The sequence below is a fragment of the Lentzea sp. NPDC055074 genome (assembly GCF_053608005.1).
In genome coordinates this window covers 60,565-87,166 of sequence record NZ_JBSGUQ010000015.1, presented here as the reverse complement: position 1 = coordinate 87,166, position 26,602 = coordinate 60,565, and the positions used below count along the sequence as shown (strand labels likewise).

The following is a 26,602-nucleotide window of genomic DNA, read 5'->3' as shown; positions in this document are numbered from 1 at the left end:
GGGAGGCGCCATGGTCCACACCGACCGACCCGCCCGCACTCGACGGCCGCTGAACTGGGTTCTGCTCGGGGTCGCGCTGGCCCTGCTGATCGCCGGGATCACCGCTCCGCACGCACTCCTGATCGCCGCCGGACTCATCCTCGCGGGCCTGATCGGGCTCGGGAACAAGCCCTGACTACATGTCCGACAGATCCGAAATGGGTGTTGCACCCGATGGTTCCGGACGGCCGTCCCGCACAGACTTCCACCATCACCTGGCTGGAGACGGGAGGCGACCATGTCCACAGCGGGACAACTGGCCGGACGCACCGAACGGGCTGATGCCATGCAGGCACGCGACATCGCCATCCACGTACCGACCGTGACGGTCGACGACCCGATCACCAAGGCGGTGAAGGTGATGGCGGTCAACAGGTTGCCGGGGCTGATCGTCGTGGACGACCGCTCCCGGCCGTGGACGGTGTTGCCCGGCACGCAGGTGCTGCGTCTCGCGGTGCCTCAGTCCTTTCAGGAGGATCCGGCGCTCTGCCGAGTCGTGGACGAGGTGTCCGCGGACCTGTTCTGGGTGGAACTGAGCGACCGCACCGTAGGCGACGTGGCGCCGAACCAGCGTGCCAAACCCGCGACCGTCCGCGCCGACGCGACCCTGCTGGAGGTCGCGGCGCTGATGGCACGCCAGCACAGCCCGCTCGTCGCCGTCGTCGACGAAGTCGGCGCACTCGTCGGGGCGATCACCCTCGACCGGCTCATCACCTCTCTCGCGGTCTACGCCGCCGAGGACTGAACCCGAAGACCATCTGTCCCCCCGTCACCGCCGGCGTGCTGAACTCGCGCCGGCGGTGACAGCCATCGGGTTGGGAGATCCGTGAGCGCCGCACTCGCCCTGACGATCTTCCTGATCGCGTTCTTCTTCATCGCCACCGAGAAGGCGAACAAGGTCAAGGTCGTCCTCGTCGCCGCCGGCCTGATGGCCGTGCTCGGCCTGGTCCCGGGCTCGGAGGTGTTCTTCTCCGAACACGCGGGCATCGACTGGAACGTCATCTTCCTGCTGTTCGGCATGATGATCATCGTCGGGATCGTCAAGCAGACCGGCGTGTTCGACTACCTCGCCATCTGGGCCGCCAAGAAGGCGCGCGGACGCCCGTACCGGTTGATGGTCATGTTGATGATCATCACCGCGATCGCGTCGCCGTTCCTGGACAACGTCACCACGATCATGCTCGTCGCGCCGGTGACGATCGTGGTGTGCAACCGGCTGCGGATCTCCGCCCAGCCGTACCTGATCGCCGAGGTGCTGGCGTCCAACATCGGTGGCGCGGCGACGTTGATCGGTGATCCGCCGAACATCATCATCGGCAGCCGGGCCGGGCTGACCTTCATGGACTTCCTGGTGCACATGGCGCCGATCGTCGTGGTCGTGTTCGTGGTGTTCGTACTGCTCACCAAAGTCCTGTTCCGCAAGTCGTTCCAGTACAACGCCGAGCACGTCGAGGCCGTGATGTCGCTGCAGGAACGGCGGGCGATCACCGACCCGGCGATGCTGAAGCGCTGCCTGATCGTGTTCACCGGCGTCGTGATCGGCTTCGGCCTGCACGCGGTGGTGCACGTCGATCCCGCGATCGTGGCCCTGGTGGGCGCGGGCGTGATGCTGCTCGTGACGCGGGCCGACGTGAACGACGTGCTGGCCGAGGTCGAGTGGCCGACGCTGACGTTCTTCATGGGCCTGTTCGTGATGGTGGCGGGACTCGTCCACACGGGAGTGATCGAGACCGTCGGCACGTGGGCGGTCACCGCGTTCGGCGACAACTACTTCGCCGCCGCCACCGCCCTGCTGTTCGGGTCGAGCGTGCTCGGCGCGTTCTTCGACAACATCCCGTACGTCGCCACGATGACCCCGGTCGTCGAGGGCATGGTGGCGGAGATCCCCGACGCCGCGACGGGCCAGTCGCTGTGGTGGGCGTTCGCGCTCGGCGCCGACTTCGGCGGGAACGGCACGGCCGTCGCCGCCAGCGCCAACGTCGTCGCGCTCGGCATCGCCGCCCGCGCCGGGCACCGGATCAGCTTCTGGCAGTTCACCCGCTACGGCATCGTCGTGACGCTGGTCAGCACCGCGATGGCGTGGGGTTACGTCTGGCTGCGGTACTTCTGACCCCGCAGCACCGGCGACACCCACGCGATCAGCACACCTACGAGCAGCACCGCGAGCCCGCCGGCGATGCCGGCGCGCGGACCACCCGACGTGACCGCGATCGCGCCTCCGAGCACGGCACCGAGCGGGTGACCGAGGCCCCAGGCGACCATCCTCGCGGTCGTGTTGACGCGCGACTGCAGGTCCTCCGGGCACACCTGCTGGCGATAGGTGATCCCGTTGATCACGACGACGGCACCGGCGACGCCCCAGCAGATCGCCAGCGCGCACGTGAGCAGCCAGTGCCCGCTCAGGAGCACGAACACCCCGGTGAGCAGCGAGAGCGGCAGCGCCCCGAGCGCCACGCGCGCGTTGCCCCACCGGGCGGTGAGCCGCGGCAGCAACCGGGAGGCGACGATCGCGCCCAGGCCCCAGCAGCTGAACAGGGCGGCGAGCCGCGCGTCGTTCCTCGGCGCGACGCCGAGCACCTGGTCGGCGAACGGCACGAGCAACGCCGTCCACGCGCCCCCTGTCACCGAGTGCGTGGTGCCGACGATCGTGAGGATCCGGATGGTCGGCTCGTTCCACACGAACCGCAGCCCTTCCTTGACGTCCGCGACGAGCTGACCGGCGCCTTGCACCGGACGTGGAGTCGCCAAACTGCTGGTGATGGAGCGCAACAACAACGCCGACCCCACAGCCGTCAGCGCGTTCACGGCGAGCAGGGACGCCGGCGCGACGACCGCCACGACGAGCCCCGTCAGACCCGGCACCACCAGCTCCACCACGGTGGTGCGCCCGAAGAGGGTCGAGTAGGCGGTGGTGATCTTCTCCTTGCCCACCAACGCGGGCAGTGCGCCGAAGTTCGCCGCGTCGAAGAACACGAACGCCGTCTGCGTCACGAACGCGACCACCACGACGTGCGGCGCCGTGAGTCCGCCGGCCAGCCACGCGAGAGGCACGCTGAGCAGGACGGCGGCGACCGCGAAGTCCATCACCACCATCATCAGCTTGCGGTCGAGCCGGTCCGCGAGCGCCCCGGCCAGCAGCCCGAACACCAGGTACGGCAACGCTTCCGCCGCCGTGACGGCCGACGTCCAGCCTGCCGAGCCGGTGAGCTGGTAGACGAGGACGGGCAGCGCCACCGCGGACACGACGGCGCCGACGACGGACAGCACGCGTGCGTTCAGGTAGCGGCTGAAGTCGCGCTCGGAAGTGCTGATGCTCGCTGTGTCCCCCATCGCGTCAGCGTAGGAAACTTCGTGACCCTATGGAAGGCGAGCGGCGCCGTACCGGGCCGCGATGGCGGTCGCGCGGTCCCGCAGCGAGTCCCGCAGCCATTGCGGCTCAAGGGCTTCCGCACCCGTGGAGAGCTGCCACACCGCCCACTCGGCGTGTCGCGAGTCCTGGAAGGTGACCTCCATCCGCAGCCAGTCGTCGTCGGGTTCCTCCGCGAGCACGGCCAGCGCGGTGCCGACGAGTACCTCTCGTTTGGCGGGATGCACCCTGAGCACCGCCGTGACCTGGTCACCGCCCGTCCGGAACCGCGTGCTGCGCTCCTGCCAGGCCCGGTCGAGGTCGACCCGCTCCGGCCGCTGCGCCGGTTCGTCCAGCTCCTCGGCGGCGAGGATGCGCGACAGCCGGTAGGTCCGGTCCTCCCCCGACCTCTGGGCCAGCAGATATCCCTGCTCCCGCACGGTGACCAGGCCGATCGGGTCGACCGTGCGCCACTCCGGCGCGTTCCCCCGGGCCTCGTAGTGGATCCGCAAGCGGTGCCCCGCGAACACCGCGCGCCGCACCTCGGCGACCACCGCGTCCGGCAGCTCCTCCTCGACCGTCCGCCGCGCGAGCAGGTCGATCTCGGGGTCGATGAGCAGCCGTTCCGCCGCGCCCGCCGCCGTCCTGCGGTAGCTCTCGGGCAGCGCGTCGACCACCTTGAGCATCGCCGAGGCGAGCGACGAGCCGAGCCCGAACACCTGCGCGCCCCGCCGCGAGCCGGCGACCAGCAGGGCGAGCGCCTCGTCGTGGTTCAGGCCGGTGAGCTCGGTCTGGAAACCGGGCAGCAGCGCGAACCCGCCGAGCCGTCCGCGTTCGGCGTAGACCGGGACGCCGGCCGCGGAGAGTGCCTCGATGTCGCGCAGGACCGTCCGGGTGGAGACCTCGAGCTCACGGGCGAGGGTGGCCGCCGACAACCGGCCGTGCCGTCGCAGCAGCAGGACCAGCGAGACCAACCGGTCGGCGCGCATGCGGACACCGTACGGGAATACGTGACACAGGATGTCGTGTATCGCTTGCGAGGCTGACGGCACTGTCGAAGAAGATCGAATGGAGCTGTCGTGGCTGTGGAACGAACCCCGGTCAACCCGTGGACGTGGTCGGCGGAGCTGGGCTACCACCAGGGTGAGGTCGTCACCGGGCAGTCCCGGACGCTGTACTGCGCCGGGCAGACGTCGATGAACGGTGACGGCAAGCCGGAGCACGCCGGGGACATGGGGGCGCAGCTCGCGCTGAGCCTCGACAACCTGGAGGCGGTGCTGGCCGAGGCGGGGATGACGCTCGCCGACCTGGTGCGGCTCACCGTCTGCACGACCGACGTCGACCTGCTGTTCCAGCACTACGGCTTGCTGGCGGCGCGACTCGGGGCGGCGCGGGTGGCTCCGCCGACCACGATGCTCGGGGTGACGCGGCTGGCTCTGCCGGAGCTGATGGTCGAGCTGGAGGGGACCGCGGTGGCGTGACGCGAGGCGCCGGCCTGGCTCCGGTCAGGCCGGCGCCCACCAGGGCCGGCCGGCCCCGATCAGCCGAGGCCGATCCACCCGAAGAGTGTGTTGCCACCGCCGGCCCGAACTCACCACCGCCGCCGTTGTGCCCTGGCTACGACGAGCTGCGGGACGAGCGCTAGGAGTCCAGGCCGAGCACGAGCTGCGGGGTCGGGATCGTGTGGTCGTCGCGGATCGGTCGCACCGCGGTCCCCACCGCGAAGAACTCCGTGACGTGGCTGGACCAGCTGTGGTTGTGCTGCAACAACTGCACTCCGACGATACCTTCCGCCTCCAGCGCCGCCGCCTCCGCCTGCATCCGTTCCATGGCGAGTTCTCTCGCGGTGTAGAGGCCTTGGGTGAACGCGGGCAGTTCGGCGTTGCGGCCCAGGTTCTTCATGACGGCGCCGACGCTCTGATGCGCGACGTGGTAGACGCACGTGCCCATCACCATGCCGGACGGCGCGTACCCGGCCTGCAACAACGTCCAGAAGTCCTGTCCGGACAGGTCCGAGGTGAACGGCTTTCCCACGTGGTTGCGCCAGTTCCCGCCGTCCTCCGCCTTCACCGCGGTACCGATCGCGCTGAACTCGGCGACGTGCGTCCCCCACTCCTTGAGCTCCACCTTGAGCCGCACGCCGACGATGCCGTCCGCACCGAGCACCGCCGCCTCGGCCTGCATTCGGCTCATCGCGAGCTCCCGCGCGCGGTACATCGCCTGCGAGAGCACGTCGAGCTCCTGGTTGGCGTTCCAGCGCCGGAACTGCGTGCCCACGTGGTAGATCGACACACCGAGCACCAGCCCCAGAGGCCGGAAACCCGCTTGCCGCACCAGCAGGAACTCGTTGACGGACAGGTCGGACGTGAAGATCCCCTTACCCGTCGGATGGAGCTGGCGGAGTCTCTGCATCGCCTCGGTGGACAGCTCGACGCTCATCCGGTTCCCCCTTCGTTCAACGGCATGACGGTCAACGGGGCGACGGCCGGAGCGCCGAACCGCGCGATCACGGTCGCGGTGAACACCGCCTCCGCGTAGAGATCACGTCCGTGCAGCTCCCTCTCGCCCTGCGCCGGGGGTGACCACGGCCACTCCACTCTCCACGTCTTGTCCTTGGGCACCAGCCTGTTCAGCCAGCAGTGCGGTTCACGCACGCGCACGGTCGTCTGTCCCAGCAGCACGCCTTCGCCGTGCATTCGCAGACAGTCGACGCGCAGATGTGCTCGCGCACGTTGTTGGACATCACGTATGAGCGCGCTGTGCAGCGGTAGCTGCCGGTTGGCCAGCGAGGTCCCGATCGTGAGTGGCAGTTCGAGGTGGTGCACGACGACCGCGGCGATCCCGACCGCGAGACCACAGGGGACCCATCCGCTGTGCAGCAACTTGGCGAAGTCGCGGCCGTCGAGGTCCGTCAGAAACGGCACTCGCGGCCGCACGTCGCCGTCCGCCCGCACGGCGACACCGGTCACGCTCACCTCTGTGGCACGCCCGAACAGTTCTTTCTCCATCATCCGGACCCCGATGACGCCGTCCGCGTCCGGCGCCATGTGCCTCAGCCGGATGAGCGCGTCGTCCACCGCGGACGTCAGCGCCTCCTCCTGCGGCTCCGCGGGACTCACGGTCACCCCGCAGTCCAGTCGTCCGACGGCCGCGCGGCGCACGTGGTTGCCGAACACCGGGCCGAGCGGGGTGAAGCCGGCGGACCGCAACGCCTGGTGGTCCGCCGCGCTCAGCTTCACGGCTGGTCCGGCAACGTCATGCGGCGCAACAGTTCCGCGGCCTCGGCGTGGTGCGCCGCATACGACGCCAACGCGCCTGCGAGCGCACAGGACCACGCGTGGATGCCAGGCTCCGCGGTGCTGAGCACGATGCCGCGCGACTCGTGGACGATCAGCGCTCCCACCTCGGCACCGACCGACTTCCTGCGCAACGTGAACCGGCGGTCACCCACCCGCACGGTCACGACGAGCACCGGGCCGTCGCCCCTGCGCAGCACTCCGGTCTTCCGCCGCACCTCGACCATGTCCGGCGGCAGCGCCTCGGCCAGCGTGTTCACCAGGAACCCCGCGTACAGCGCCAGGTCGGCGCTGTGCGTCCGCAGACTCGCGGCGAGCGTTTCCACATCCCAGTCCGGCAACCTGCCCCCAAGCGCGGATCGATGACTGCAGATCCTATCCGTCACCACACCGCCGAAGAACTCACCCAGTTGCCGGAAGCTCGATGCCGGACGCCGTCCCGATCAGCCGAGACCGATCTGCGCGAAGAACGCCTGGTTGTCCCAGAAGAGGAACTCCTCGTCCATGGTGCCGCGCCGGTTCCACAACCCGACCGTGGCCATGTTGATGGCGTACTTCAGCCCGGTAGGCGCGATGAACCCGCCCTTCCCGTCCGGCATCGGCCGCGTGAAGGTGCCCTTCATGACGCCCGCGACCGCGCTCAGCCCGCCGTTCGCGACCCGCAGGTAGTGCGACTCGATGCGGGTGTCGGGAGCCCAGACGAACAACGCCTTGAGGTCCTCGACGTGCCTGTCGATGCCGTCGGTGTAGTGGCCGTCGGGCCAGTGCACGCGGATGGTGCGCGCGTGGCTCTCCCCCAGCCGCGCCCACTTCTGGTGGCTGAAGACGTCGAAGTCGAGCTCGTCGAACGTCCTGAGGTTCTGCTTCTCCTCCCTGGTGAGGTCCTGGGCGAACGGCGGGTTCGGCACGGGCGTGGTGGCCGGGTCGGGCAGCGGCGTCCACGGCGAGTACCCGGCCGGGGCGGCTGCCTCGGCGACGCCACCGGTCACGGCGGCCAGCGCCATCGCGCCGAACGCGGCCGTGCTGCCCTTGGTGATGAGCGAACGACGGTTGAGCATCTCGTGCACCTTCCACTCGGGTGTGCACGAGAGCTAAGCACTAACTTTTCGATAGCGCCATCCCTTGGATAGCGCTGTGATCTAGCTAGCAACCTCGATCGACTCGATGGCGGCGGCCGCGAGCGGGGGCGCCGTCTCGGCGTAGCGCGTGGCCAGGGACTGGAACAGCCGCTCGGCCTCGATCGCGGGCCAGTCGCACGCCAGCAGCTCGGCCGGCAGGTGGGGGTCCTGGCGCACGAGGTCGAGCCAGTCGCCGTGCAGCAGCAGCTGACGGGCCAGGTCGTCGGGCAGCGAGGCGTCCGGCTCGCGCCACTTCGCGAGGAAGTCCTGGTAGCGGGCGCCGATCGCGTCCGTGTCGAACGCGCGGCGTGCCAGGTCCGCCGCCTCGGTCGGCTTGGCGTGCTGAGCGGTGAAGACCGTGACGTTCTCCGCGAGCCCTTCGACCAGCCCGGTCACGTCGTGCGCGCCGGGGGCGATCCACAGGCCGTTCTGCACCGGACCGAAGCCCGCCCACTGCAGCTGCGAGCGCAGGTCGTGCCGTTCGCCGCGGCGCCCCTCCGGCAGGGAGAACCCCACCAGCGTCCAGGTGCCGTCCCAGTCGCGGTTGACGGCGCCGCGGTGCCAGATCCGGCGCTCGCCGTCACGCAGGACGTCCGTCGCGCGCTGGGTCAGTCCGAAGTAGACCTTGCGACCGCTGCGGTGCTTGGTGAGCAGGCCTCGGGAGGCCATGCGCGTCAGCGTCGAGCGCACCGCCTCCTCCGAGACGTCCACACGTCCGAACACGTCGATCACGCTGCCCGAGTAGACCGCGATGCCGCGGCCGAACACGTACAGACCCAGGAAGTTGAGCATCAAGGACTGGGGCGTCACGCTGCTCACGATACATGTTGGGCAGCATCTAGACGAGCGTCAGGAATATGCCCTACTTTGGTCCCGACGCCACGGAGAGGACTCGCTTGATGGAGCTGTCGGGGAAGGTCGCGATCGTCACCGGCGCGGGCCGCGGGCTGGGCCGGGCTTACGCGGAAGCGTTGGCGCGCAACGGTGCCAACGTCGTCGTCAACGACGTGGACGAGAGCGCGAACGAGGTCGCCGCGAGCATCGGGGGCCGGGCGGTCATCGCTCCGGTCGGGTCGACGGACACCGCCGAGTCGCTCGTCGCCGCGGCCGTCGAGGAGTTCGGACGGCTCGACGTGCTGGTCACCAACGCGGGCATCCTGCGTGACCGCGTGCTCTGGAAGATGACGGACGACGACTTCGACGCGGTGGTCAACGTTCACCTGCGCGGCACCTTCACCTGCGCCCGCGCGGCGGCGGTGCGGATGCGCGAGCAGGGCACCGGCGGCAGCCTCGTGCTGGTCTCCTCCCCCGCCGGGCAGCGCGGCAACTTCGGGCAGACCAACTACTCCGCCGCCAAGGCCGGGATCGCCGCCATGGCACGGACCTGGGCCCTGGAGCTGGCCCGCTCCGACATCGCCGTCAACGCCGTCGTCCCCGTCGCCGCCACCGAGATGACCCGCACGATCCCGGCGTTCGCGCCGTTGATCGAGGAGTCGGAACGGACGGGCGCGCCACTGCCGGCGTGGGTGCGCCGCGACGAGGGCCTGGGCACGGTGCAGGACGTCGCCTCGCTGATCGTCTACCTCGCCTCGGACGCCGCGAAAGGCGTGACGGGACAGGCGATCGGGATCGGCGGAGACAAGCTCGCGCTCTGGTCGCACCCCGCCGAGAAGCAGGTCCTGTTCGCCGACGGCGGGTGGCACGCGGACGCGATCGCCGACCGCTTCGGCGAGTTCGAGCCGGAGACCTACGGGATCCCGGCACCGGTGGCGCCGTGAACAGCCCCAGGATGAACCTCGACGAGATCGTCGCCATCGACGTCCACACTCACGCAGAGATCTCGCGCGACGGCCACAGCTCGCTGAGCCCCGCTCTGCTCGAGGCGTCCGCCAAGTACTTCAAGTCGGCCCACCGCCAGCCGACGATCGCCGAGACGGCCGGGATCTACCGCGAGCGCAGGATGGCCGCGGTGATCTTCACGGTCGACACGGAGCACGCCACGGGCCACCCGCGGATCTCCAACGAGGAGGTGGCCGCGTCCTGCGCCGAGCACGCCGACGTGCTGATCCCGTTCGCGAGCGTCGACCCCTGGAAGGGCCGCGCCGCCGTCAGGGAGGCCCGCAGGCTCGTCGAGGAGCACGGCGTGCGGGGCTTCAAGTTCCACCCCAGCCTCCAGGACTTCTCGCCGGACGACCGGATGGCGTACCCGCTGTACGAGGTGATCGAGGAGCTCGGCGTGCCCGCGCTGTTCCACAGTGGACAGACCGGGATCGGCGCCGGCGTGCCCGGCGGCGGGGGCATCAGGCTCAAGCACTCCAACCCCATGCTCGTGGACGACGTCGCCGTGGACTTCCCGCACCTGCGGATCGTGCTCGCGCACCCGTCGTTCCCCTGGCAGGACGAGGCCTTGGCGGTGGCCACGCACAAGCCGTTCGTCCACATCGACCTGTCCGGCTGGTCGCCGAAGTACTTCCCGCCGCAGCTCGTCCGCTACGCCAACACCCTGCTGCAGGACAAGGTCCTGTTCGGCTCGGACCACCCCGTGATCACCCCGGACCGCTGGCTCGCCGACTTCGCGAAGCTGGAGATCTCCGACGAGGTCCGGCCCAAGATCCTCAAGCACAACGCCGCTCGCCTGCTGGGACTCGTGAAGGAGGACGCGTGACCATCTCCGTCCAGGGAACCGCCGAGCTCAGGGCCCTCGCGGGCAGGAGTCTCGGTCACACCGACTGGTTGCAGATCGACCAGGACCGCGTCGACACGTTCGCCTCCGCCACCGACGACCATCAGTGGATCCACGTCGACCCGGAGCGCGCCGCCACCGGCCCGTTCGGCGGCACGATCGCGCACGGCTACCTCACGCTGGCGCTGCTCATCCCGTTGATGACCGAGCTCCTCGACGTCTCGGGCGTGCGGATGAGCCTCAACTACGGCCTCGACAAGGTGCGGTTCCCCGCACCCGTGCCGGTCGGCGCCAAGATCCGGTTGCTCGGGCAGGTCGCGTCCGTCGAGGACGTGCCGAACGACGGCGTCCAGCTCACCGTCGACTTCACCGTCGAGATCGAGGGCTCCCCGAAGCCCGCTTGTGTCGCCCGTGCCGTCTACCGCCACTACACATGAGGTGAAGTCATGGCGCCAACAACGCAGTTACGCCGTGCCGTTACGTCCAGCTTCCTCGGCAGTGTGATCGAGTACTACGACTTCCTGCTCTACGCCACCGCTTCCGCGGTCGTGTTCAACAAGGTCTTCTTCTCCTCGCTGGACCCGCTCGTCGGCACGATCGCGAGCTTCGGCACGTTCGCCACCGGCTACCTCGCCCGCCCGATCGGCGGAGTCCTCTTCGGACACTTCGGTGATCTGCTGGGACGCAAGAAGATGCTCGTGCTGACCATGGGCCTCATGGGTGTGGCGAGCTTCCTGATCGGCCTGCTGCCCACCTACGCCCAGGTCGGCTGGTTCGCGCCGGCCGGGCTGATCCTGCTGCGGGTCGTGCAGGGCATCTCCGTCGGCGGCGAGTGGGGCGGCGCGGTGCTGATGTCCGCCGAGCACGCCACCTCGCGACGCGGCCTGTGGGCGAGCTTCACGAACGCGGGCGCGCCGTGCGGCATGGTGCTCTCGACGGCCGCCCTCACCGGCACCGCCGCACTGGTCGGCGAGCAGGCGTTCCTCGACTGGGGCTGGCGGGTGCCGTTCCTGCTGAGCGTGGTGCTGCTGGGCATCGGCCTGTTCGTGCGCATGAAGGTCGAGGAGACACCGGTCTTCAAGGCCGCCGAGAAGCCGCGCTCACTGCCCCTGTTCGACGTGCTGCGCAACCACCCGCGCACGCTGGCGCTCGGTGTCGGAGTCGGCCTTTCGGCGTTCGTGGCGCAGTCGACCCTGACGACCTTCATCCTGGCGTACGGGGTGCAGGCGGGCGAGAGCAGGCAGACCATCCTCAACGCGCTGACGTTGTCCTCCGCTCTCGCGGTCCTGGGGATCATCGGCTGGTCGGCCGCCTCGGACAGGTTCGGGCGCAGGCCCGTGGTGCTCGCGGGCGCGGTGCTCATGGCAGCGTTCGGGTTCGCGCTGTTCCCGCTGGTGGACAACGGGTTCGTGGTCGTGGCGCTGGTGCTCGGCCAAGCCGTGATCCATCCGATGATGTACGGGCCGCTGGCCGCGCTCTACAGCGAGCTGTTCAGCACCGGCAGCCGCTACACGGGCGCGTCGCTCGGCTACCAGCTGGCCGGGCTGGGTGCGGGGCTTGCGCCGTTGCTGTTCGCGCAGGTGCAGAAGACGTCCGGCACCGGCGCCATTCCGTTCATCCTCGCGGCCTTCTGCCTGCTCACCGTCATCTGCACGGTGACGTTGCACGAGACCAGCCGGACCAGTCTGACGGGAGACAGGAATGCGGAACGCGGGACTGGGCAGCTGGCCACACCGCCGAGCACGCATGGCGCCGACGCGTAAGGCGTTCACCTGCAACGGGGTGTCCACCTCGTACGCGGAGGTCGCCCTGCGCACGACCCGGCTGGCGTGGCGCCTGCGGGAGCTCGGGGTCGGGCACGGTGACCGGGTCGCGTACCTCGGCCCGAACCACCCGTCGTTCGCCGAGACGATGTTCGCGGCGCACCAGCTGGGTGCGATCTTCGTGCCGCTGAACTTCCGCCTCACGCCCGCGGAGATCAACTACCAGCTCGCCGACTGCGGCGCGCACGTGCTGGTGCACGCCGCCTCGCACGTGGTGGAGCACCCGCGGGCGGTGTCGTTGGACGAGTACGAGGACTGGCTCCTCGCCGGGTCGCCCGAAGCCCTGGACGAACCGGTCGACGTCGACGACATCGCCCTGATCCTCTACACGTCCGGCACCACCGGCAGGCCCAAGGGCGCGATGCTCAGCCACGCCAACCTGCTGTGGAACACCTTCAACCTGATGATCGGCGTCGACATCGCCTCCGACGAGGTCGCCCTCGTCACGGCTCCCCTGTTCCACGTCGCCGCGCTCGCCCAGACGTTGCTGCCCACCTTCATCAAGGGTGGGCACAGCGTGATCACCTCGCGGTGGGACGTCGCGGAGTGCGTGTCGTTGATCGAGGAGCACCGGATCACGTGGATGTTCGGGGTGTCCACGATGTTCGCCGATCTGGCCGCCTCCCCGCGGTGGGCCGGCGCGGACCTGTCGTCGTTGCGGGTGCTGCTGTGCGGCGGGGCGGCGGTGCCGGACTCGCTGATCCGCACCTACCAGGACCGGGGACTGGTGTTCTGCCAGGGGTACGGGCTCACCGAGACCGCGCCCGGCGCCACGTTCCTGGAGGCCGCGGACAGCGTGGAGCGGGCCGGTTCGGCCGGGACGTGCGTGTTCTTCGGCGATCTGCGTCTCGGCGACAGCGGTGAGATCGAGGTGCAGGGCCCGAACGTCACCCCCGGCTACTGGAACGACCCGGTCGCGTCCGCCGCGGCGTTCACCGGGGACGGCTGGTTCCGGACCGGGGATCTCGGGCGGCTCGACTCCAGGCACCTGTACGTCCTCGACCGGTTGAAGGACATGTACATCTCCGGCGGCGAGAACGTGTACCCGGCCGAGGTCGAGAACGCGATCACCTCGCACCCGGACGTGGTCGAGGTCGCCGTGGTCGGGGTGCCGGACCAGAGATGGGGTGAGGTCGGGCGGGCGTTCGTGCGGCCGCGGGACGGGGCGGTGGTGGACGCCGCCGGGTTGCGGGAGTTCCTGGAGTCGCGGCTCGCCAAGTACAAGATCCCGGTCCACGTCGAGCTGGTCGCCGAGCTGCCGCGCACCGGGTCCGGGAAGGTCCTCAAGCCCGCTCTGCGCCGGGTGCCGCTGTGAGCGCGTGACGGGCCAGCACCGTCTGGACCGCCTCGTCCACCGAGTGGGCCATCGCCTTCTCGGTGGGCGCCCAGTTCATCAGCAGCATCCGGGGCCAGAACGCGAAGTTCGAGATCATGCCGAGGAACTGCGTGGCGGTGAGGATCGGGTCCTCGACCTTCACCGTGCCTTCTTCGTGCTCGGCGGCGAGGTAGTCGCGCACCGCGTCGAAGAACGGCTGTTTGCCCAGCTTGAACTGCGTCTGCCCGAGCTCGGGGAAGCGCGGCGCCTCGGCGATCACGATGCGGAACAACGCGACCATGCCCGGCCGCGTCAGCAGCGCCACGTACCGGGTGCCGAGCGCGGTCAGGCCCCTGCGCGGATCACCCGGCTTCGGCGTGAGCGCGCCCTCGTCCGTGCGCCAGTAGTCCGTGACGATCGCGTCGAACAGCTCCGCCTTCGTCGGGAACTGCTTGAACAGCGTCGCCTTCGACACCCCGGCCGCGTCGGCGATGCGCGCCAGCGAGGTCTTGTCGTAGCCGGACTCCAGGAACAGCCCGGTCGCCGCGTCGACGATCGCCGTCCGCTTCTGCTCCGCCATGCGCTCGTGGTAGGTCGGCACGCCACCAGTATGCCATGAGGTGAGTCGCTTGACTCACCATCGACGTCACGTCTACCGTTCCGAGGTGAGTCACTCAACTCACCACTGGAGGACATGATGGGACGCTTCGACGGCGGCACGGTGCTGGTCACCGGCGCGACGAGCGGGATGGGCGCGAGCCACGTGCGGGGCTTCCACGCCGCGGGTGCACGGGTCGTGATCGCCGCGCGGAACCTCGACGCGGGTGCCGCGTTCGCCGCGGAACTGGGCTCACGGGCGTTCGCCGTGCGGCTCGACGTGACGTCCGAGGACGACTGGATCGCGGCGGTGGACGCGGCCGCCGAGAGGTTCGGGCCGGTGTCGGTGCTGGTCAACAACGCGGGCGCCCAGCACCCGGCGGCGTTGATCGAGGACACGCCCCTCGACGTGTGGCAGCGGACGCTCGCGGTCAATCTGACCGGGCAGTTCCTCGGCATCAAGCACGCCGCGCCGTCGTTGCGGAAGGCCGGCGGCGGGTCGATCGTGAACATCGCCTCGACCATGGGCAACGTCGGGCAGGCCTACTACGCGCCTTACGTCGCCAGCAAGTGGGCGCTGCGGGGCCTCACGCGCACGGCGGCGCTGGAGCTCGGCCGGGACGGCATCCGCGTGAACTCGATCCACCCCGGCGTGGTGTCGACGCCGCTGATCACCGAACCGGTCGCCGACGGCCAGCCCGCGATCGGCGACCTCTACTCCCCCGCCCCGTTCGCCGTGCCGCGCCTCGGCACACCCGAGGAGGTCACCGCGCTCGTGCTGCACCTGGCGTCCGAGGACGGCGCGTTCGCGACCGGTGCGGAGTTCGTACTGGACGGCGGCCTGCTGCTCGGCCCGGCGCTAGCGGCGTAGATAACCGGCTACCGGGCCGAACGTGAACAGCCCGGTCCCCGCCACCAGTTCGTCAGCGGCAGGACGCAGCAGCTCGTGGGCGCGCTCTCGAAGCCCGTCGTCGTCCAGCCGCTCGGCCGCCATGGCCAGCAGGCAGGCCCTGGTCTCGGTCAGCAGGTCGGCCGGCCCGGCGGGAAGTGCGTGCGCGGCCTTCACCGCCTCGTCACGCGGCAACGCGAGCGGGCGCACCCACTCGAGGTGGGGCCCCCAGTCGTCGGACAGGTCCACCGTGGACGGTCCGTGCAGGCTGAGCAGGGCGAGCGGCAGGAGCCCGCGTTCCATTCCCCACATCCCGGTGCCCCTGATCCGCTCGGCCGCGGCCCGGTAGGCGCGGTCAGCCTCGGTCTTCTCGTCGGCGGCCGCGAGTTTCAGTGCCGCGTACCAGTCGGTGAAGACACCGACCAGCGGCAGGTCGTGGCGCCGGGCGAGGTCGTCGGCGGCGGCCGCGTGCGCGTCGGCCGTGCCGAACTCGGCCAGCGCGGAGCAGGCCTGCACCAGGATCAGGTGGCCGAGCACCTCGTAGGTGACGTCGGTGGCGACGTCGAGGAGCTCGCGGCCGATCGCGGCACGTTCGGGCGCGAGGCCCGTGCGGTGGAAGGTGTGCATGAAGCGGGCGTTCAGCGCGAACGCCCGCAGTCCGGGGTCGCCGAGGTCGTGGGCGATGGCCTCGGCCTCCCGTGCCTCGCTCAGGCGGGCGCCGGTCCCCCTGTCCTCCATCGCGATGGTGGCGAGCAGACGGGCGCGGGTCGCGGTGGGGCCGGGGAACGCGGGCAGGGCGCGTTCGGCGGCGGAGATCAGTTCGCGGGAGTGGGCCGGATCGTCGTTCGTGGTCCAGATGCCGGGCACGTCGAACGAGCCGATCACCTCGGCCGACTCCTGCGGACCGCCGGCGAGCCGCAACGCCGCCGACCTCTGCTCTCGTGCCCCCGCCAGGTCTCCGCTCACCGCCAGCGCCCTGACCAGTCCCGTCAACCGCTCCGAACCGGCCTCGATCGCGGCACGCCACAACCGCACCGCCTCCCGCGGGGACCGCGTCTGCTCCGCGGCCGCGGCCAGTGCTCCCGCCGCCGCCGCGCTCCTCGTGCCGGCGAGGGCGTAGTGGTGCGCGAGCGTCTGCACGTCACCAGCGGGCAGCGCCTCCGCCACCGCGGCGTGCCAGCGGGCGCGCCTGGTCAGTGACACGTCCTCGTACAGGGTGTCGCGCACCAACGCGTGCGTGAACCGGGCGCGGCCGGGTGCCACCTCCACGACGAACCCGGCCTCGATCGCGAGGTCCAGCGCGTCGAGCACGTCGTGACCGGCCAGCGCTGCCAGCAGGTCCACCTCGACGTCCCGGCCCAGCACGGAGGCCTGGTGCAGCACGGTCCGCGCCTGCGCGGGCAGCCCGGCGAGGCGGTGGCGGAGCACGTCGCGCACACCCGCCGGAACCGAGCCGAGATCACCGCCGGACGCGACCAGCCGGCCGAGCTCCCTGACGTAGAAGGGATTGCCACCGCTGCGTTCGCGGATCGCGACCGCGTCCCTCGCCCCGACCAGTGCGGCGACGGCGTCCTCGTCGAGGCCGCCGAGCTCGACGCGGACCGGTTCGGCCCGGGCCAGCGCCTCCAGCGGCACCGCCGTGCGCGACGTCGCGACGATCAGCACGCGGCCTGAAAGACGCCTGCGGGTGAACGCGGTCAGCACGGCCAGCGTCTCGTCGTCGGCCTGGTGCAGGTCGTCGAGCACGACCAGCACCGGCGCGGCCGACTCCACGGTCGACACGACCGCCAGCCGGAGCCGGAACCGGTCCGCGGCGGCGAGCCCCGACCCCAGCTCCTCCACGACCTGCTGCCACGGCCACGCCACCGGGGCGTCCTCCTGGCAGCGCGCCCAGGCCGTCCTCCAGCCGCGACCGGCCAGGTTCTCGGCGAACGCCGCGGCCAGGGCGGTCTTGCCCGCGCCCGCCTCCCCCGTCACCAGTGCGACGCCCAGTCCCGCGGCCGGCACGGCGGTGTCGAGCGCGGCCAGTTCGGCATCGCGTCCGACCAGCGACGACTCGGACGTGGGCCGCAGGCGGGGCGACTGGGTCAGGATGTCCGACTCCAGCGCGCGAAGCTCGTCGCCGGGATCCACCCCCAGGTTCGTCACCAGCGCGTCCTTGGCGTCGCGCACGGCTCGCAGCGCGTCGCCTTGACGTCCCTCGCGGTACAACGCCAGCGCGAGCAGGCTCCAGGCCTTCTCGCGCCACGGGTGTTCGGCCAGGTGAGCACGCAGATCCGCGACCACACCCGCCGCTCGTCCCAGTGCCAGCGCGGCTTCGGCCCGGCGTTCGACCGCCACGAGCCGCAACTCCTCCAGGCGGTCGATCTCGGCCCGTGCCCAGTGGAAGTCGGCGAACTCGGCGTAGGCGGGGCCTCGCCACAGCGCCAGCGCACTGTCCAGGACGGACAGGTCACCACCCAGCATCTCCTCGAACCGCCACGAGTCCACGTCGTCCGTCAGCAGCGCGTAACCGGTGCCCTCGGTGACCAGCAGCGACGAGGGTGTCCGAGGTGGACGGTCGGGCTCCAGTGCCTTGCGCAGGGCGCCGACGAACGTCTGCACCGTGCCCACGGCTCCGTCCGGCGGGTCCTCCCACAGGTCGTCGACCAGGGTGCGCACCGGGACGACGCGGCGCCGGGCGATCAGCAGACGGGCCAGCACGGCGCGTTGCTTCGGGCCGCCGAGGCGGGCGGATCCCGCGGTCAGCGGGCCCAGCACCCCGAACGTCACCACGCGCTGACCCTAACGCTGATTCGTTGCTGATCGGGCCTCGGCACAGTGGCGCCATGAACAACACGGCATTCGACCACCAGCGCGTTCAGGTCTCCGGCGGCGTCGAGCTCACCGTGGCGACGACCGGCAGCGGAAGCCCGGTCGTGCTGCTGCACGGCTTCCCGCAGACCCACCTCATGTGGCGGCACGTCGCCGCCGACTTGGCCGCCGACCACACCGTGATCATGCCCGACCTGCGCGGGTACGGCGACAGCGACAAGCCCGCCGACACGGGCCTCACCTACTCGAAGCGCACGATGGCCGCCGACGTCGTGGAGGTGGCCCGGGCACTCGGGCACGAGACGTTCGCCCTGGCAGGGCACGACCGGGGCGCACTCGTGGCGTTCCGGACCGGGCTCGACCACCCGCGGCACGTCACGCACCTCGCCTCGCTCGACGTGCTGCCGACGCTGGACATGTGGGACGTCATGCGCGGCACGTCCGCCGCCGTCGGGTTCCACCTGTTCCTGATGGCCCAGCCGCCGGGGCTCGCCGAGCAGATGATCGGCGCGACGCCCGACGCGTTCTTCGGCCACTTCCTCGACATCTGGAGCCAGAAGCCGTTCCCCGAGGACGTGCGCGCCGAGTACCTGCGCGCGAGTCGTGAGGCCGTCACTTCGATCGTCGCGGACTACCGCGCGTCGGCCACCGTCGACGTCGAGCACGACACCGCGGACAAGCAGGCGGGCAACCAGTTCACGATGCCGGTCACCGTGCTGCAGCAGGACTGGGGCGCCGCGCTCGGGTTCGACGCGAAGGCGTTGTGGCAGGCCTGGGCACCCGATCTCGACCACCGGACGGTCTCTTGTGGACACTTCATGGCCGAGGAGGCGCCGGACGTCGTCGCGGGTGCGATTCGCGACCTGCTGAAGCGCTGATTCCTGCGCCGGCGAGGAAATTCATGGAACGGCTTTGCCCCGTGACCCGTCAACGGATCGCGCAAACCGGACCGACAGGCGGATTCGCAGCCCTGTACTCCGGATCCCTGGAGACCAGAGGAGACTCCTCACGGGACCGGAGATCGAACTCGGCCCAGTGGACGGCGGCGGCGACCACGTACTCCTCGATGGAGCCCGTGTTCAGCAGGAAGATCTTGCCGTACGGCTCCACGCCCCCGAACCGCTTCAGCAACAACGCCTGCTCGGCCTCGTCCGCGACCCGCAGGTCGATGTCGCCGACGTCCTTCCAGCAGCACAACCTGCGCAGACCCACGAACACGACGTCCATCACCCTGGGCCGGGTGTACGGGCCGGGCAGGTCCGCCGGAGGGAACCCCCGGAACACCGCGTGCGAGTGCCCGTGCCGGTAGCCCTGCAGGATGAAGTTCCGCGAGTCGCGGAAATCCTCCGGACGTTCCACGAAGTCGTTCACGGCAGCACTTTGAACTGGGGTCCTAGGCTTTGACGCGACCCTTGGTCGTCCACCTCCGGTACCCGGCGGACACCGCGTCCGCCTCCGACCGGAACGTCATGTCGCCCTTCATCCGCCGGTAGTACGGCGAGTCGGGCGTGTGGTAGACCATCGTCTTCGAGTTCCCCTTGACCGGCAACGGTTCCGGCTTCTTCGGCGCCGCAACGACCGGCTGCTCGGAGATCACCACCTGCTCCGCCGCCGGGCGCGGCGCGGGCAGGGCGAGGCGCGTCTTCGGACGTTCGGGCTGCAGGCGGCCGCGCACCGACAGCCACGTCACGAGCGAGCCGACGCCGAAAGACACCAGGCACAGCAGGAACATCTGCGAGAACAACCAGAGCACAGCGGACTCCTAACGGACGACGACGTCGACCTGGCGGGTGGCCGGGTCGTACTCGCCGCCGGGGGCGGGACGGGTCTCGATGGCGATCAACGCGGGTGACACGCCCTGGCCGACGAGGACGTCGCGGACCATCTCGCCGCGCGTCGTCGCCATCGCCTGGTCCGTGCCGTGCGCCACCAACGTGATCGAGGCGCGCGGTGCGACGAGCAGCATGCGGCCGACGCGCTGGATGAGCACCGTGCCGTGGCCTTCGTACGCGGTGGTGCCCTGCACGAACCGGATCGCGCCGTTGCCGTTGACCAGCCGGGAGATCGAGTCGTGCAGCGCCTCCACGTTCAGGTCGCTGACGACGGTCGACGGGCCGATCTCGATGCGGTCGGTGACCTGCAGGCCGTTCGCCGCATCCTTGACGGCGTCGCGGACCGCGGTCGCGCGCGTCTCGTCGGGCACACGGGCGGCGACCACGACCTGTCCGTTGTGGACGGTCGTGGTCACGTCGGACACCTTGGCCGACAGCGCGGCGTCGAGCACGCGGCCGATCACGGCCGGCGGGATCGGCAGCAGGCCGCCGAGGCGCAGTGCGGCCGTGACGCTGTGGCCCTCGGTCTGCACGGCTTCGAGCAGCGCACGGCGTTCCGCGTCGTCGGCGACCGCGCCGGAGACGAGGATCTCGCCGCCGCGCACCGCCACGAGCAGCTGCTCGGGCTCGGCCGCGCGCACCTCGGCGCCGTCGACGCCGGACACGTCGGACACCACGGCGCGCACCGCGTCGACGGACCGCGGGGCGACCTCGCTGACCACCACCGAACGGCCCTGCACCGCGACAACGCCGTGGTACCCGGCCTTGCCCAGCGCTGTGCGGACGTCGGAGTCCAACGCCCGTTCCATGCCACCGCCGTAGACGAACACGCCGGTGGCGGCGAGCAACGCGGGCACCAAGAGCCCGCCGATCCAAACCGCGTGAGGCAAACGCACGGCGCAGGGGTATCGGACATCGCGGCCGAAAATCCAGCTGGTCCAGTCTTTAGGACCGAACTTCACCCGGTCAGGTGGCCGGGTGAAGCTCGGCACCGGCGTGCTAGGCGCTGTCCTGCAAGTCTCGTTAGGCGACAGTAGCGGCCGAGGGACCCGGAGGCGGCACCGCCGCAACGCCCGAATACGCCCGGTATGAGGGCATCGCGGCAGCACCGCCTCCGGGTCTCTCGCCCGCGCCTCTCACCGAACGAACTTGCAGGACAGCGCCTAGTCGACCGTGGCGCGCGTCCGCCGCCAGGCGATCACGATCAAGGCGATCAGGCCGAACAGCGGGATGGTGCTGATCGCCCAGGACAGCCCCATCGGCGGCCCCGGCTGCTCCATCACCTGGAGGTTCGTCAGCTCACCCGTACCCGCGCCCGCCGGTCCCTCGATGTCGAACCGCATGGTCCACGTCCCCGGCGCGGGCATGGCGTGGATGTCGAGACCCCAGACCTCCCGCTTGCGGGGGTGACGGGCCAGCGGGTCGTCCTCGTTCTCCACGCCGTCGTGGAGCATCGTCAGCGTGCCCTTCTTGCCCGTGATGCCGTCCTCGGGCGCGAAGGTGAAGTCCAGCGACTGCATGGCCTTCACCGGCCACGTGCTGAAGCCGATGGTGAGGTCGTACGGTCCGGCCTGCACCTTCTCGGTGTGCACGACGTTCACCGGCTCGAACGCGAGAGCCGGAGCGGTCAGGCCGAGCAGCAGCGCCACCGTGCCCGCGAGTCCCAGCAAGGTCTTACGCATGGCTGTTCTCCTTCGCAGGTGCGAGGTGGCGGAGCATGTGGCCGAACCGCCGGCCGAGCATCCCGGCGAGAGCGCCGAGCACCACGCCCGCCACGACGGTGGCGAGGTAGCGGTCGAGGGCGGGGAAGTTGCCGCCGTACACGAACATCCGCTGCAACGGCGCGCAGCCCGTGATGATCACGCCGCCGACCGCGCCGACCAGCCACGCGGGCAGCTTGTGCAGCAGCTCGACGGCGACCGCGACGAGGATCAGGCTCATCGGGATCATGTTGGGCAGGCCGGGGATGCCGTCGGCGTAGTCGCGCAAGGGCAGGCCGGTGGCGTCGGCGTAGACCTCGGTGGCCCACGGCGAGAACCACCAGAACAGGGCCTGCAGTGCCGCGACGACGACTCCGACGGCCAACGCGCCGCCACGCCGCTTGAGCACGTAGGCGCCCATGAACAGGATCATCACCGAGAAGAACGCGCTGCCGGCGTTCACGGTGTTGACGGGCCCGCCGGGCAACGCGCGCAGGCCGAGCACGGTGACCATGCTGAACGCGAGCAACGTGGCCGCGGCCCCGGCGACGCCGTAGGTGCCCCAGTTCTGGTCCCGGGCGACCGCGAAGATCATGACGGCGCCGACCATCGTGATCGAGATCGACAGCAGCAGACCGATGTGCGGAGGCGAGTCGATCACGGCGTCGAAGCCGTACAGACCGTGCCACCACTGGTCCCAGAGTCCGTAGACCAGGAACAGCGCCGCGCCGATGCCGGAGACCAGGTACCCGACGGGAGCGGCGAACGTGCGGCCGAAGACGCCGACCGCGCGGCCGCCGACCACGGGGTCGACCTCCTTGTCGCGCTTGGAGTTCGCCGTCGTCAGCAGCACGACGGCGAGGCTCGCGAGACCCGAGATCGCGCTGCCCGCGTACAGGAACAGGTGCGGCAGCGTGAAGAACGTGTCCGGACCCACGTCCGAGTGCCACTGGATGTCCCAGGTCAGGCCGATCAGCGAGATGAGCGTGCCGCCGAGCACGACGCTCGCCGGGACCAGCCCCCTCGGGACCGTCCTCGTCGCCGACGACGCCGCCGTCGCCGTGATGTGTGCGGTCATTCCTCCCCCTTCTCCAAGGTGTGGTTCAAGACGTTGCCGGTGTGTTCGTGTTCAGGCGGGTGTGTCGTGCTGGGCGCGGACACGCCGCCGGCACACCACTAGGTCAGCAGGAGCGGGATCACGACCCGCTCGCTGCGCAGGGACACGGTGATCTCCCATTGCCCGGCCATGAACAGGTCGACGCCCGCGACCCGGTACCGGCCGGGGGCCTGCGGCGCCGCGGTGATCGGGGCGAGCGCGTGGCCCATCTGCGGCATCGCCGGTTCGACCGTCACGTCGCCGTCGGCGGCGTTGCCGGTGCGGTCGGTGATCCGCAGGTCGAACGAGTTGCTGCCGGTCTTCGTGCTGGTGGGTGTGAGCTCGAACCGGAGCCGCGCGCTCTCCGCGAGGTGCGGCTGGGCCTCGACGTCCCGCGGCCACACCACGACGACGGCGGCCAGCACCGCGATCGCCCCGGCCACGACGGCGATCACCGATCGCTTCACTTCGAGACCCCCTTCGCCGCCGGGACGTCGACGACCTTCGGCACGGTGACGACCGAGTAGTCGCGTTCGACCTGGATCCACACGAGGTAGCGGCCCGGCAGCGGGAACGAGTAGGTGAACGGCACGTCCGGCCCGTACGCGGCGACGCTCTCGTCGGGTTTGTCGGGCATGCCCGGGACCAGCGGGATCATCGAGTGCACGTGCGCCCAGATCGGCGCGTCGACAGGGGTGTCGGTGACCGGGCCGACGACGATCATGTGCCCGAGCATCCCCAGCCACGGCTGGAGGTCGCGCTCGCCGAACTTCGCGGTGATCGTGCTCGGCCGGCCTGCCTCGCGGATCTCCATCGCCGTCTCGGCCTCGCCGTCGTGCTGGACCGCCTGTGCCGCACCGGAAACCTCGACGCTCGACCGCAGCAGCTGCACTCCCCCGCCGCGCCGGGCGATCTCGGCGGCGACGGCGTGCGTGCCCTGTTCGGGGTCGATCAGCCGGGCGCGGAACTCACCGGGCGCCGTGCGGACGGGGTGCAGGTGGCGGAGATGTCCCGACGGCGACACCACGACGAGGTGGACGAACGCGCTGTCGTGCACGAGCAGGTCGTCGACCGGCCGTCCCGACGAGCCGTCGGTGAGGCTGAGCACGAGGTCCCTGTCGTCCATGCGCGGCACCAGGTTCACCGGCGGGCGCGAGAAGTCCATGATGGACGTTCGCTCGTAGGGGTTCATCACGTTGTCGTACGTGGGATCCAGCTCCGTGCCGGGTGCCGCGATCGGCGGGATGCTCGGCGACAGCAACGCCGCCGTCACCCCGGCCGCGATCGCCGCGACCATGCCCGCCGTGGGCACCAGGGCGAGCCAGACCTTGCCGAACACCGCCAGCGACAACGCCACCAGCAGCAGCACTCCGGCCGCGATGAACCCGCCGTAGGTCGCGTTCTCCCACGGCGACGGCACCTGCGCGGGCACGACGAACGGGATGGTCGCCTCGTCGACCGCGAGCTCCCACGGCCCGGGCCGGTCCACGTGCAGCCGACCGGGGTAGAACCCGGGCGTGGCACCGAGAACCACCTTGGTCGTGCTGCTCGCGGCACCCGCCGCGCGCAGGGTCAGCGACAGCTCACCGGCGGCCGTTCCGGCGTGCGTCACCACGTCGACGTGCACCGGCCCCGGCACCTCCGCGACCCTCCGGATGATCACCGTGAGGTCGCGGCCGCCGAGGCTCTGCGCGACGTGGATGTCGGCGCCGGACTGGGCACCGTCGGCCAGTGCGGGGGCCGCGATCCCCAGGATCGCCCCCAGCACGAGCAGCAAGGTCACAACACGTCGTTTCATCGCGACCGAACGTAGCGATCATCGTGGGCCCGCCGCGTCACTGCCGAGTCGGAAACCGCATCCCCCGCACGGGGGATCTCCGACCCCTGCGAAGCGGGAGGTTCTCAGGGGCGCCATGCGGCAGGATCGTGGTCGATGGATCTGATCAAGCTGCCCCTCAAGCACCAGTCGTGGCTGGTCGCGGCCGTGTGCATGGTCGTGGACGGCGGGTTCGTGCTGCTCGACCGCGAACCGTTGCCGCAGACGGTGATCGTGCTCGTCCTGACGCTGGCCGTGGACGCGATGCTCGCCGGTCCCGCCCGGCTGTCCCTCTGGGTCGCGGCGGCGCAGGCGGCCGTCCCGGTGATCATCCTCGTGTCGATGCGCAACGGGGTCGACGCCAACGACGCCGGCCTGCTGATCGCGGGCTACCGGGCGGGCGCGTGGCTGCGCGGCCGACCCGCGTACTCGGCGCTCGGGTTGCTCTCGGCCAGCCTGATGATGTGCATGGTCCTCAACGGCTTCACGCTGCTGACCGCGGTGCTGGTGGCGGCCAAGGGCGCACTGCTGCCGTGGCTCGTCGGCCGCTACACGACGGCGCGGCGCGCGTACCTGGCCGAGCTGGAGAAGCAGTCGGCGATGGCCGAGAAGGACGCGAAGGCGGCGGTCACCAAGGCGGTCACGGAGGAACGCGGCGCGATCGCCCGCGACCTGCACGACGTGATCATCCACCACGTCAGCGCGATCAACCTGCACGCCGGAGCCGCGCGACTCGGCCTGCCGGAAGGCAATCCGAAGCTCACGAAGTCGTTGCGCGCGGTCGAGACGTCCAGCCGCGCGGCCATGGTCGACCTGCGGCACCTGCTCGACCTGCTGCACGGCGAGAAGCCCGAGGGCGCGCGACAACCGGGTCTCGACAACCTCGACGAGCTCCTCGACGGCGTGCGCGAGGCGGGCAGACCGGCCCGGCTGGAGGTGCGCGGGCAACGGCGTGACGTGCCGGAGTCGTTGGACATCACGGTCTACCGGATCATCCAGGAGATGCTGACCAACGCCCTGCGGCACGGCGACGCGTCCGGTGTGACGGTGACGCTGGAGTACGCGCCGGACTCGCTGACCGTCGCGTCGTGCAACATCGCGGGTCCCGGTGACGACTCCGGGTCGGTGCGGCGCGGTCTCGTCGGCATCCGCAACCGCGCGGGCATGTTCGCGGGCACCACCCGGTCCGGGTTCGAACCGGACGGCCGCACCTGGCGCACCGTCGTCACGTTCCCCCTGGAGTGCTCATGACGCTGACGGTGCTGCTGGCCGACGACCACGCGATGCTGCGCTCCGGCATGCGCGCGATCTTCGACACGCAGGAGGACCTGACCTGCGTCGCGGAGGTCGCGGACGGGCGGGCCGCCGTGGCCGAGGTCGCGCGGCTGCGCCCGGACGTGGCGGTGCTGGACATCCGGATGCCGAAACTCGACGGGCTCGGCGCGACGGAGATGATCCTGGCGGACCCGGCGAACCGCACGAAGGTCCTGCTGCTCACGACCTACGACAGCGACGAGTACGTCTACCGCGCGTTGAAGGCCGGTGCCAGCGGGTTCCTGCTGAAGTCACTGCCGCCCGAGGAGCTGATCTCCGCGGTCCGGGTGGCGGCGCGCGGGGACGCGTTGATAGACCCGTCCGTCACGCAACGGCTGATCGCGCGGTTCGCCGTCAGCCTCGCGCCTCCCCCGACGCCGCCGGAGCTCGCGCTGCTGACCGCGCGCGAACGGGAGGTGCTGCAGCTCGTGGCGGCGGCCTGCAGCAACGCCGAGATCGCCGCGCGGCTGCACGTCGGGGAGGAGACGGTGAAGACGCACGTCTCCCGCGTGCTGGCCAAGCTGGGACTGCGCGACCGGGTGCACGCCGTGGCGTACGCGCACGTCAACGGCCTGGTGCAGACCAGGCGCTGACCTGCTCGTCGACGATCCAGGACCGCGTCCGGGAGCGGTCGAGGAAGCGCTCCTCGTCCTCGGCGACACCGGAACCGGGAGCGAGCACGAGCGACAGCCAGGTCCGGCGGGTCGCCGCGTCGGCGAACTTCATGTGCGTGACCACGTCGAACTCCGCGGGAAAACCCTGCTCGTCGTGCGGAGGCAGGTAATTTCGCACGTAGTGGAGCGGACCGGACGGGATGCCCAGGATCAGCGGGACGTGGTGGTTCTCGTAGTAGTCGACGAACTCGTCCCTGCTCATGCCCGCACGAGCTTTCAAGAACGCCATGGTGGTGATCACGGATCCCCA

Annotated in this window: 30 protein-coding genes; 13 read left to right on the top strand and 17 right to left on the bottom strand. The window is 70.5% G+C overall.

Features of this window, described 5'->3' with window-relative positions; genetic code table 11:
• Window positions 1-10: 10 nt before the first annotated feature.
• From ACWF7A_RS29815 to ACWF7A_RS29805, 3 genes are all read left to right on the top strand, one after another.
• The gene (locus ACWF7A_RS29815; protein ID WP_452253810.1) at window positions 11-175 is read left to right on the top strand and encodes a hypothetical protein; all 165 of its coding nucleotides are present in this window, start codon (window positions 11-13) and stop codon (window positions 173-175) included.
• 102 nt (window positions 176-277) lie between these two features.
• Window positions 278-784 (top strand): CBS domain-containing protein, encoded by a 507-nt coding sequence (locus ACWF7A_RS29810; protein WP_452253809.1) that lies wholly within the window; start codon window positions 278-280, stop codon window positions 782-784.
• An 81-nt stretch (window positions 785-865) separates the two neighbouring features.
• Window positions 866-2,149, top strand: coding sequence for an SLC13 family permease (locus ACWF7A_RS29805; protein ID WP_452253808.1), 1,284 nt, complete (start codon window positions 866-868; stop codon window positions 2,147-2,149).
• On the opposite strand, the gene ACWF7A_RS29800 is transcribed toward ACWF7A_RS29805, so the two are convergent.
• Both ACWF7A_RS29800 and ACWF7A_RS29795 read right to left on the bottom strand, forming a co-directional pair.
• Window positions 2,125-3,369, bottom strand: coding sequence for an MFS transporter (locus tag ACWF7A_RS29800; protein ID WP_452253807.1), 1,245 nt, complete (start codon window positions 3,367-3,369; stop codon window positions 2,125-2,127). The two genes, ACWF7A_RS29805 and ACWF7A_RS29800, sit on opposite strands and share 25 nt — an antisense overlap.
• Window positions 3,370-3,396: 27 nt before the next feature.
• Window positions 3,397-4,374 (bottom strand): helix-turn-helix transcriptional regulator, encoded by a 978-nt coding sequence (locus ACWF7A_RS29795; protein WP_452253806.1) that lies wholly within the window; start codon window positions 4,372-4,374, stop codon window positions 3,397-3,399.
• A 96-nt stretch (window positions 4,375-4,470) separates the two neighbouring features.
• Here ACWF7A_RS29795 and ACWF7A_RS29790 point away from each other — a divergent pair, with 96 nt between their 5' ends.
• Entirely contained in the window at window positions 4,471-4,866 is a 396-nt protein-coding gene (locus ACWF7A_RS29790; RefSeq protein WP_452253929.1) for a RidA family protein, read from the top strand.
• A 160-nt stretch (window positions 4,867-5,026) separates the two neighbouring features.
• Here ACWF7A_RS29790 and ACWF7A_RS29785 read toward each other — a convergent pair whose 3' ends face one another.
• The 5 genes from ACWF7A_RS29785 to ACWF7A_RS29765 all read right to left on the bottom strand — a co-directional run bounded on the left by ACWF7A_RS29785 (window position 5,027) and on the right by ACWF7A_RS29765 (window position 8,609).
• A complete protein-coding gene (locus ACWF7A_RS29785) occupies window positions 5,027-5,824 on the bottom strand; it encodes a heavy metal-binding domain-containing protein (protein WP_452253805.1) in 798 nt (265 codons plus the stop codon).
• Window positions 5,821-6,624, bottom strand: coding sequence for a hypothetical protein (locus ACWF7A_RS29780; protein ID WP_452253804.1), 804 nt, complete (start codon window positions 6,622-6,624; stop codon window positions 5,821-5,823). The genes ACWF7A_RS29785 and ACWF7A_RS29780 overlap by 4 nt, the downstream gene beginning before the upstream one ends.
• A complete protein-coding gene (locus tag ACWF7A_RS29775) occupies window positions 6,621-7,022 on the bottom strand; it encodes a hypothetical protein (RefSeq protein ID WP_452253803.1) in 402 nt (133 codons plus the stop codon). Before ACWF7A_RS29775 ends, ACWF7A_RS29780 begins: the two co-directional genes overlap by 4 nt.
• A 102-nt stretch (window positions 7,023-7,124) precedes the next feature.
• Window positions 7,125-7,739, bottom strand: coding sequence for an ester cyclase (locus ACWF7A_RS29770; protein WP_452253802.1), 615 nt, complete (start codon window positions 7,737-7,739; stop codon window positions 7,125-7,127).
• An 81-nt stretch (window positions 7,740-7,820) separates the two neighbouring features.
• Window positions 7,821-8,609, bottom strand: coding sequence for a PaaX family transcriptional regulator (locus ACWF7A_RS29765; protein ID WP_452253801.1), 789 nt, complete (start codon window positions 8,607-8,609; stop codon window positions 7,821-7,823).
• Between the two features lie 89 nt (window positions 8,610-8,698).
• Here ACWF7A_RS29765 and ACWF7A_RS29760 point away from each other — a divergent pair, with 89 nt between their 5' ends.
• The 5 genes from ACWF7A_RS29760 to ACWF7A_RS29740 are packed head-to-tail and all read left to right on the top strand — an operon-like array spanning window position 8,699 to window position 13,620.
• Window positions 8,699-9,577 (top strand): SDR family NAD(P)-dependent oxidoreductase, encoded by an 879-nt coding sequence (locus ACWF7A_RS29760; protein WP_452253800.1) that lies wholly within the window; start codon window positions 8,699-8,701, stop codon window positions 9,575-9,577.
• 11 nt (window positions 9,578-9,588) lie between these two features.
• Window positions 9,589-10,464 carry an amidohydrolase family protein gene (locus ACWF7A_RS29755; protein WP_452253928.1) on the top strand — a complete coding sequence of 292 codons (876 nt, stop codon included), beginning with the start codon at window positions 9,589-9,591 and terminating at the stop codon, window positions 10,462-10,464.
• The gene (locus tag ACWF7A_RS29750; RefSeq protein WP_452253799.1) at window positions 10,461-10,919 is read left to right on the top strand and encodes a MaoC family dehydratase; all 459 of its coding nucleotides are present in this window, start codon (window positions 10,461-10,463) and stop codon (window positions 10,917-10,919) included. The genes ACWF7A_RS29755 and ACWF7A_RS29750 overlap by 4 nt, the downstream gene beginning before the upstream one ends.
• A 9-nt stretch (window positions 10,920-10,928) precedes the next feature.
• Entirely contained in the window at window positions 10,929-12,245 is a 1,317-nt protein-coding gene (locus ACWF7A_RS29745; RefSeq protein ID WP_452253798.1) for an MFS transporter, read from the top strand.
• The gene (locus ACWF7A_RS29740; protein ID WP_452253797.1) at window positions 12,229-13,620 is read left to right on the top strand and encodes an acyl-CoA synthetase; all 1,392 of its coding nucleotides are present in this window, start codon (window positions 12,229-12,231) and stop codon (window positions 13,618-13,620) included. The genes ACWF7A_RS29745 and ACWF7A_RS29740 overlap by 17 nt, the downstream gene beginning before the upstream one ends.
• Here ACWF7A_RS29740 and ACWF7A_RS29735 read toward each other — a convergent pair.
• Complete coding sequence (locus tag ACWF7A_RS29735) at window positions 13,589-14,221, bottom strand: TetR/AcrR family transcriptional regulator (RefSeq protein ID WP_452253796.1); 633 nt, start codon at window positions 14,219-14,221, stop codon at window positions 13,589-13,591. The genes ACWF7A_RS29740 and ACWF7A_RS29735 overlap by 32 nt on opposite strands.
• A 96-nt stretch (window positions 14,222-14,317) precedes the next feature.
• Between ACWF7A_RS29735 and ACWF7A_RS29730 the strand changes: the two genes are divergently transcribed.
• Window positions 14,318-15,088 (top strand): SDR family NAD(P)-dependent oxidoreductase, encoded by a 771-nt coding sequence (locus ACWF7A_RS29730; RefSeq protein ID WP_452253795.1) that lies wholly within the window; start codon window positions 14,318-14,320, stop codon window positions 15,086-15,088.
• On the opposite strand, the gene ACWF7A_RS29725 is transcribed toward ACWF7A_RS29730, so the two are convergent.
• Entirely contained in the window at window positions 15,077-17,881 is a 2,805-nt protein-coding gene (locus ACWF7A_RS29725; RefSeq protein WP_452253794.1) for a BTAD domain-containing putative transcriptional regulator, read from the bottom strand. The genes ACWF7A_RS29730 and ACWF7A_RS29725 overlap by 12 nt on opposite strands.
• A gap of 53 nt (window positions 17,882-17,934) precedes the next feature.
• Between ACWF7A_RS29725 and ACWF7A_RS29720 the strand changes: the two genes are divergently transcribed.
• Window positions 17,935-18,798 carry an alpha/beta fold hydrolase gene (locus tag ACWF7A_RS29720; RefSeq protein WP_452253793.1) on the top strand — a complete coding sequence of 288 codons (864 nt, stop codon included), beginning with the start codon at window positions 17,935-17,937 and terminating at the stop codon, window positions 18,796-18,798.
• A 49-nt stretch (window positions 18,799-18,847) separates the two neighbouring features.
• On the opposite strand, the gene ACWF7A_RS29715 is transcribed toward ACWF7A_RS29720, so the two are convergent.
• The 7 genes from ACWF7A_RS29715 to ACWF7A_RS29685 all read right to left on the bottom strand — a co-directional run bounded on the left by ACWF7A_RS29715 (window position 18,848) and on the right by ACWF7A_RS29685 (window position 24,346).
• The gene (locus ACWF7A_RS29715) at window positions 18,848-19,291 is read right to left on the bottom strand and encodes a hypothetical protein (protein WP_452253792.1); all 444 of its coding nucleotides are present in this window, start codon (window positions 19,289-19,291) and stop codon (window positions 18,848-18,850) included.
• A 22-nt stretch (window positions 19,292-19,313) separates the two neighbouring features.
• Complete coding sequence (locus ACWF7A_RS29710) at window positions 19,314-19,673, bottom strand: sunset domain-containing protein (RefSeq protein WP_452253791.1); 360 nt, start codon at window positions 19,671-19,673, stop codon at window positions 19,314-19,316.
• Window positions 19,674-19,682: 9 nt separating this feature from the next.
• The gene (locus ACWF7A_RS29705; protein WP_452253790.1) at window positions 19,683-20,648 is read right to left on the bottom strand and encodes a hypothetical protein; all 966 of its coding nucleotides are present in this window, start codon (window positions 20,646-20,648) and stop codon (window positions 19,683-19,685) included.
• A 267-nt stretch (window positions 20,649-20,915) separates the two neighbouring features.
• A complete protein-coding gene (locus tag ACWF7A_RS29700; RefSeq protein WP_452253789.1) occupies window positions 20,916-21,434 on the bottom strand; it encodes a hypothetical protein in 519 nt (172 codons plus the stop codon).
• Complete coding sequence (locus ACWF7A_RS29695) at window positions 21,427-22,530, bottom strand: hypothetical protein (RefSeq protein WP_452253788.1); 1,104 nt, start codon at window positions 22,528-22,530, stop codon at window positions 21,427-21,429. The genes ACWF7A_RS29700 and ACWF7A_RS29695 overlap by 8 nt, the downstream gene beginning before the upstream one ends.
• Window positions 22,531-22,628: 98 nt before the next feature.
• Window positions 22,629-23,015 (bottom strand): FixH family protein, encoded by a 387-nt coding sequence (locus ACWF7A_RS29690; RefSeq protein ID WP_452253787.1) that lies wholly within the window; start codon window positions 23,013-23,015, stop codon window positions 22,629-22,631.
• On the bottom strand, window positions 23,012-24,346 hold the full coding sequence (locus ACWF7A_RS29685; RefSeq protein ID WP_452253786.1) for a hypothetical protein: 1,335 nt from the start codon (window positions 24,344-24,346) through the stop codon (window positions 23,012-23,014). The genes ACWF7A_RS29690 and ACWF7A_RS29685 overlap by 4 nt, the downstream gene beginning before the upstream one ends.
• 135 nt (window positions 24,347-24,481) lie before the next feature.
• Between ACWF7A_RS29685 and ACWF7A_RS29680 the strand changes: the two genes are divergently transcribed.
• Together ACWF7A_RS29680 and ACWF7A_RS29675 are read left to right on the top strand one after the other, a co-directional pair.
• Window positions 24,482-25,615 (top strand): sensor histidine kinase, encoded by a 1,134-nt coding sequence (locus tag ACWF7A_RS29680; protein ID WP_452253785.1) that lies wholly within the window; start codon window positions 24,482-24,484, stop codon window positions 25,613-25,615.
• On the top strand, window positions 25,612-26,271 hold the full coding sequence (locus tag ACWF7A_RS29675; RefSeq protein WP_452253784.1) for a response regulator: 660 nt from the start codon (window positions 25,612-25,614) through the stop codon (window positions 26,269-26,271). The genes ACWF7A_RS29680 and ACWF7A_RS29675 overlap by 4 nt, the downstream gene beginning before the upstream one ends.
• On the opposite strand, the gene ACWF7A_RS29670 is transcribed toward ACWF7A_RS29675, so the two are convergent.
• On the bottom strand, window positions 26,243-26,593 hold the full coding sequence (locus ACWF7A_RS29670) for an EthD domain-containing protein (protein ID WP_452253783.1): 351 nt from the start codon (window positions 26,591-26,593) through the stop codon (window positions 26,243-26,245). The two genes, ACWF7A_RS29675 and ACWF7A_RS29670, sit on opposite strands and share 29 nt — an antisense overlap.
• Between the last annotated feature and the right edge of the window lie 9 nt (window positions 26,594-26,602).

Excerpts from the sequence above, each read along its gene's own strand:
- ACWF7A_RS29675 (WP_452253784.1), top strand. The coding sequence starts at position 25,612 with ATGACGCTGACGGTGCTGCTGGCCGACGACCACGCGATGCTGCGCTCC.
- ACWF7A_RS29745 (WP_452253798.1), top strand. The coding sequence starts at position 10,929 with ATGGCGCCAACAACGCAGTTACGCCGTGCCGTTACGTCCAGCTTCCTC.
- ACWF7A_RS29685 (WP_452253786.1), bottom strand. The coding sequence starts at position 24,346 with ATGAAACGACGTGTTGTGACCTTGCTGCTCGTGCTGGGGGCGATCCTG.
- ACWF7A_RS29680 (WP_452253785.1), top strand. The coding sequence starts at position 24,482 with ATGGATCTGATCAAGCTGCCCCTCAAGCACCAGTCGTGGCTGGTCGCG.
- ACWF7A_RS29740 (WP_452253797.1), top strand. The coding sequence starts at position 12,229 with ATGGCGCCGACGCGTAAGGCGTTCACCTGCAACGGGGTGTCCACCTCG.
- ACWF7A_RS29695 (WP_452253788.1), bottom strand. The coding sequence starts at position 22,530 with ATGACCGCACACATCACGGCGACGGCGGCGTCGTCGGCGACGAGGACG.
- ACWF7A_RS29815 (WP_452253810.1), top strand. The coding sequence starts at position 11 with ATGGTCCACACCGACCGACCCGCCCGCACTCGACGGCCGCTGAACTGG.
- ACWF7A_RS29800 (WP_452253807.1), bottom strand. The coding sequence starts at position 3,369 with ATGGGGGACACAGCGAGCATCAGCACTTCCGAGCGCGACTTCAGCCGC.
- ACWF7A_RS29810 (WP_452253809.1), top strand. The coding sequence starts at position 278 with ATGTCCACAGCGGGACAACTGGCCGGACGCACCGAACGGGCTGATGCC.
- ACWF7A_RS29730 (WP_452253795.1), top strand. The coding sequence starts at position 14,318 with ATGGGACGCTTCGACGGCGGCACGGTGCTGGTCACCGGCGCGACGAGC.
- ACWF7A_RS29755 (WP_452253928.1), top strand. The coding sequence starts at position 9,589 with ATGAACCTCGACGAGATCGTCGCCATCGACGTCCACACTCACGCAGAG.
- ACWF7A_RS29700 (WP_452253789.1), bottom strand. The coding sequence starts at position 21,434 with ATGCGTAAGACCTTGCTGGGACTCGCGGGCACGGTGGCGCTGCTGCTC.
- ACWF7A_RS29785 (WP_452253805.1), bottom strand. The coding sequence starts at position 5,824 with ATGAGCGTCGAGCTGTCCACCGAGGCGATGCAGAGACTCCGCCAGCTC.
- ACWF7A_RS29795 (WP_452253806.1), bottom strand. The coding sequence starts at position 4,374 with ATGCGCGCCGACCGGTTGGTCTCGCTGGTCCTGCTGCTGCGACGGCAC.
- ACWF7A_RS29720 (WP_452253793.1), top strand. The coding sequence starts at position 17,935 with ATGAACAACACGGCATTCGACCACCAGCGCGTTCAGGTCTCCGGCGGC.
- ACWF7A_RS29760 (WP_452253800.1), top strand. The coding sequence starts at position 8,699 with ATGGAGCTGTCGGGGAAGGTCGCGATCGTCACCGGCGCGGGCCGCGGG.
- ACWF7A_RS29770 (WP_452253802.1), bottom strand. The coding sequence starts at position 7,739 with ATGCTCAACCGTCGTTCGCTCATCACCAAGGGCAGCACGGCCGCGTTC.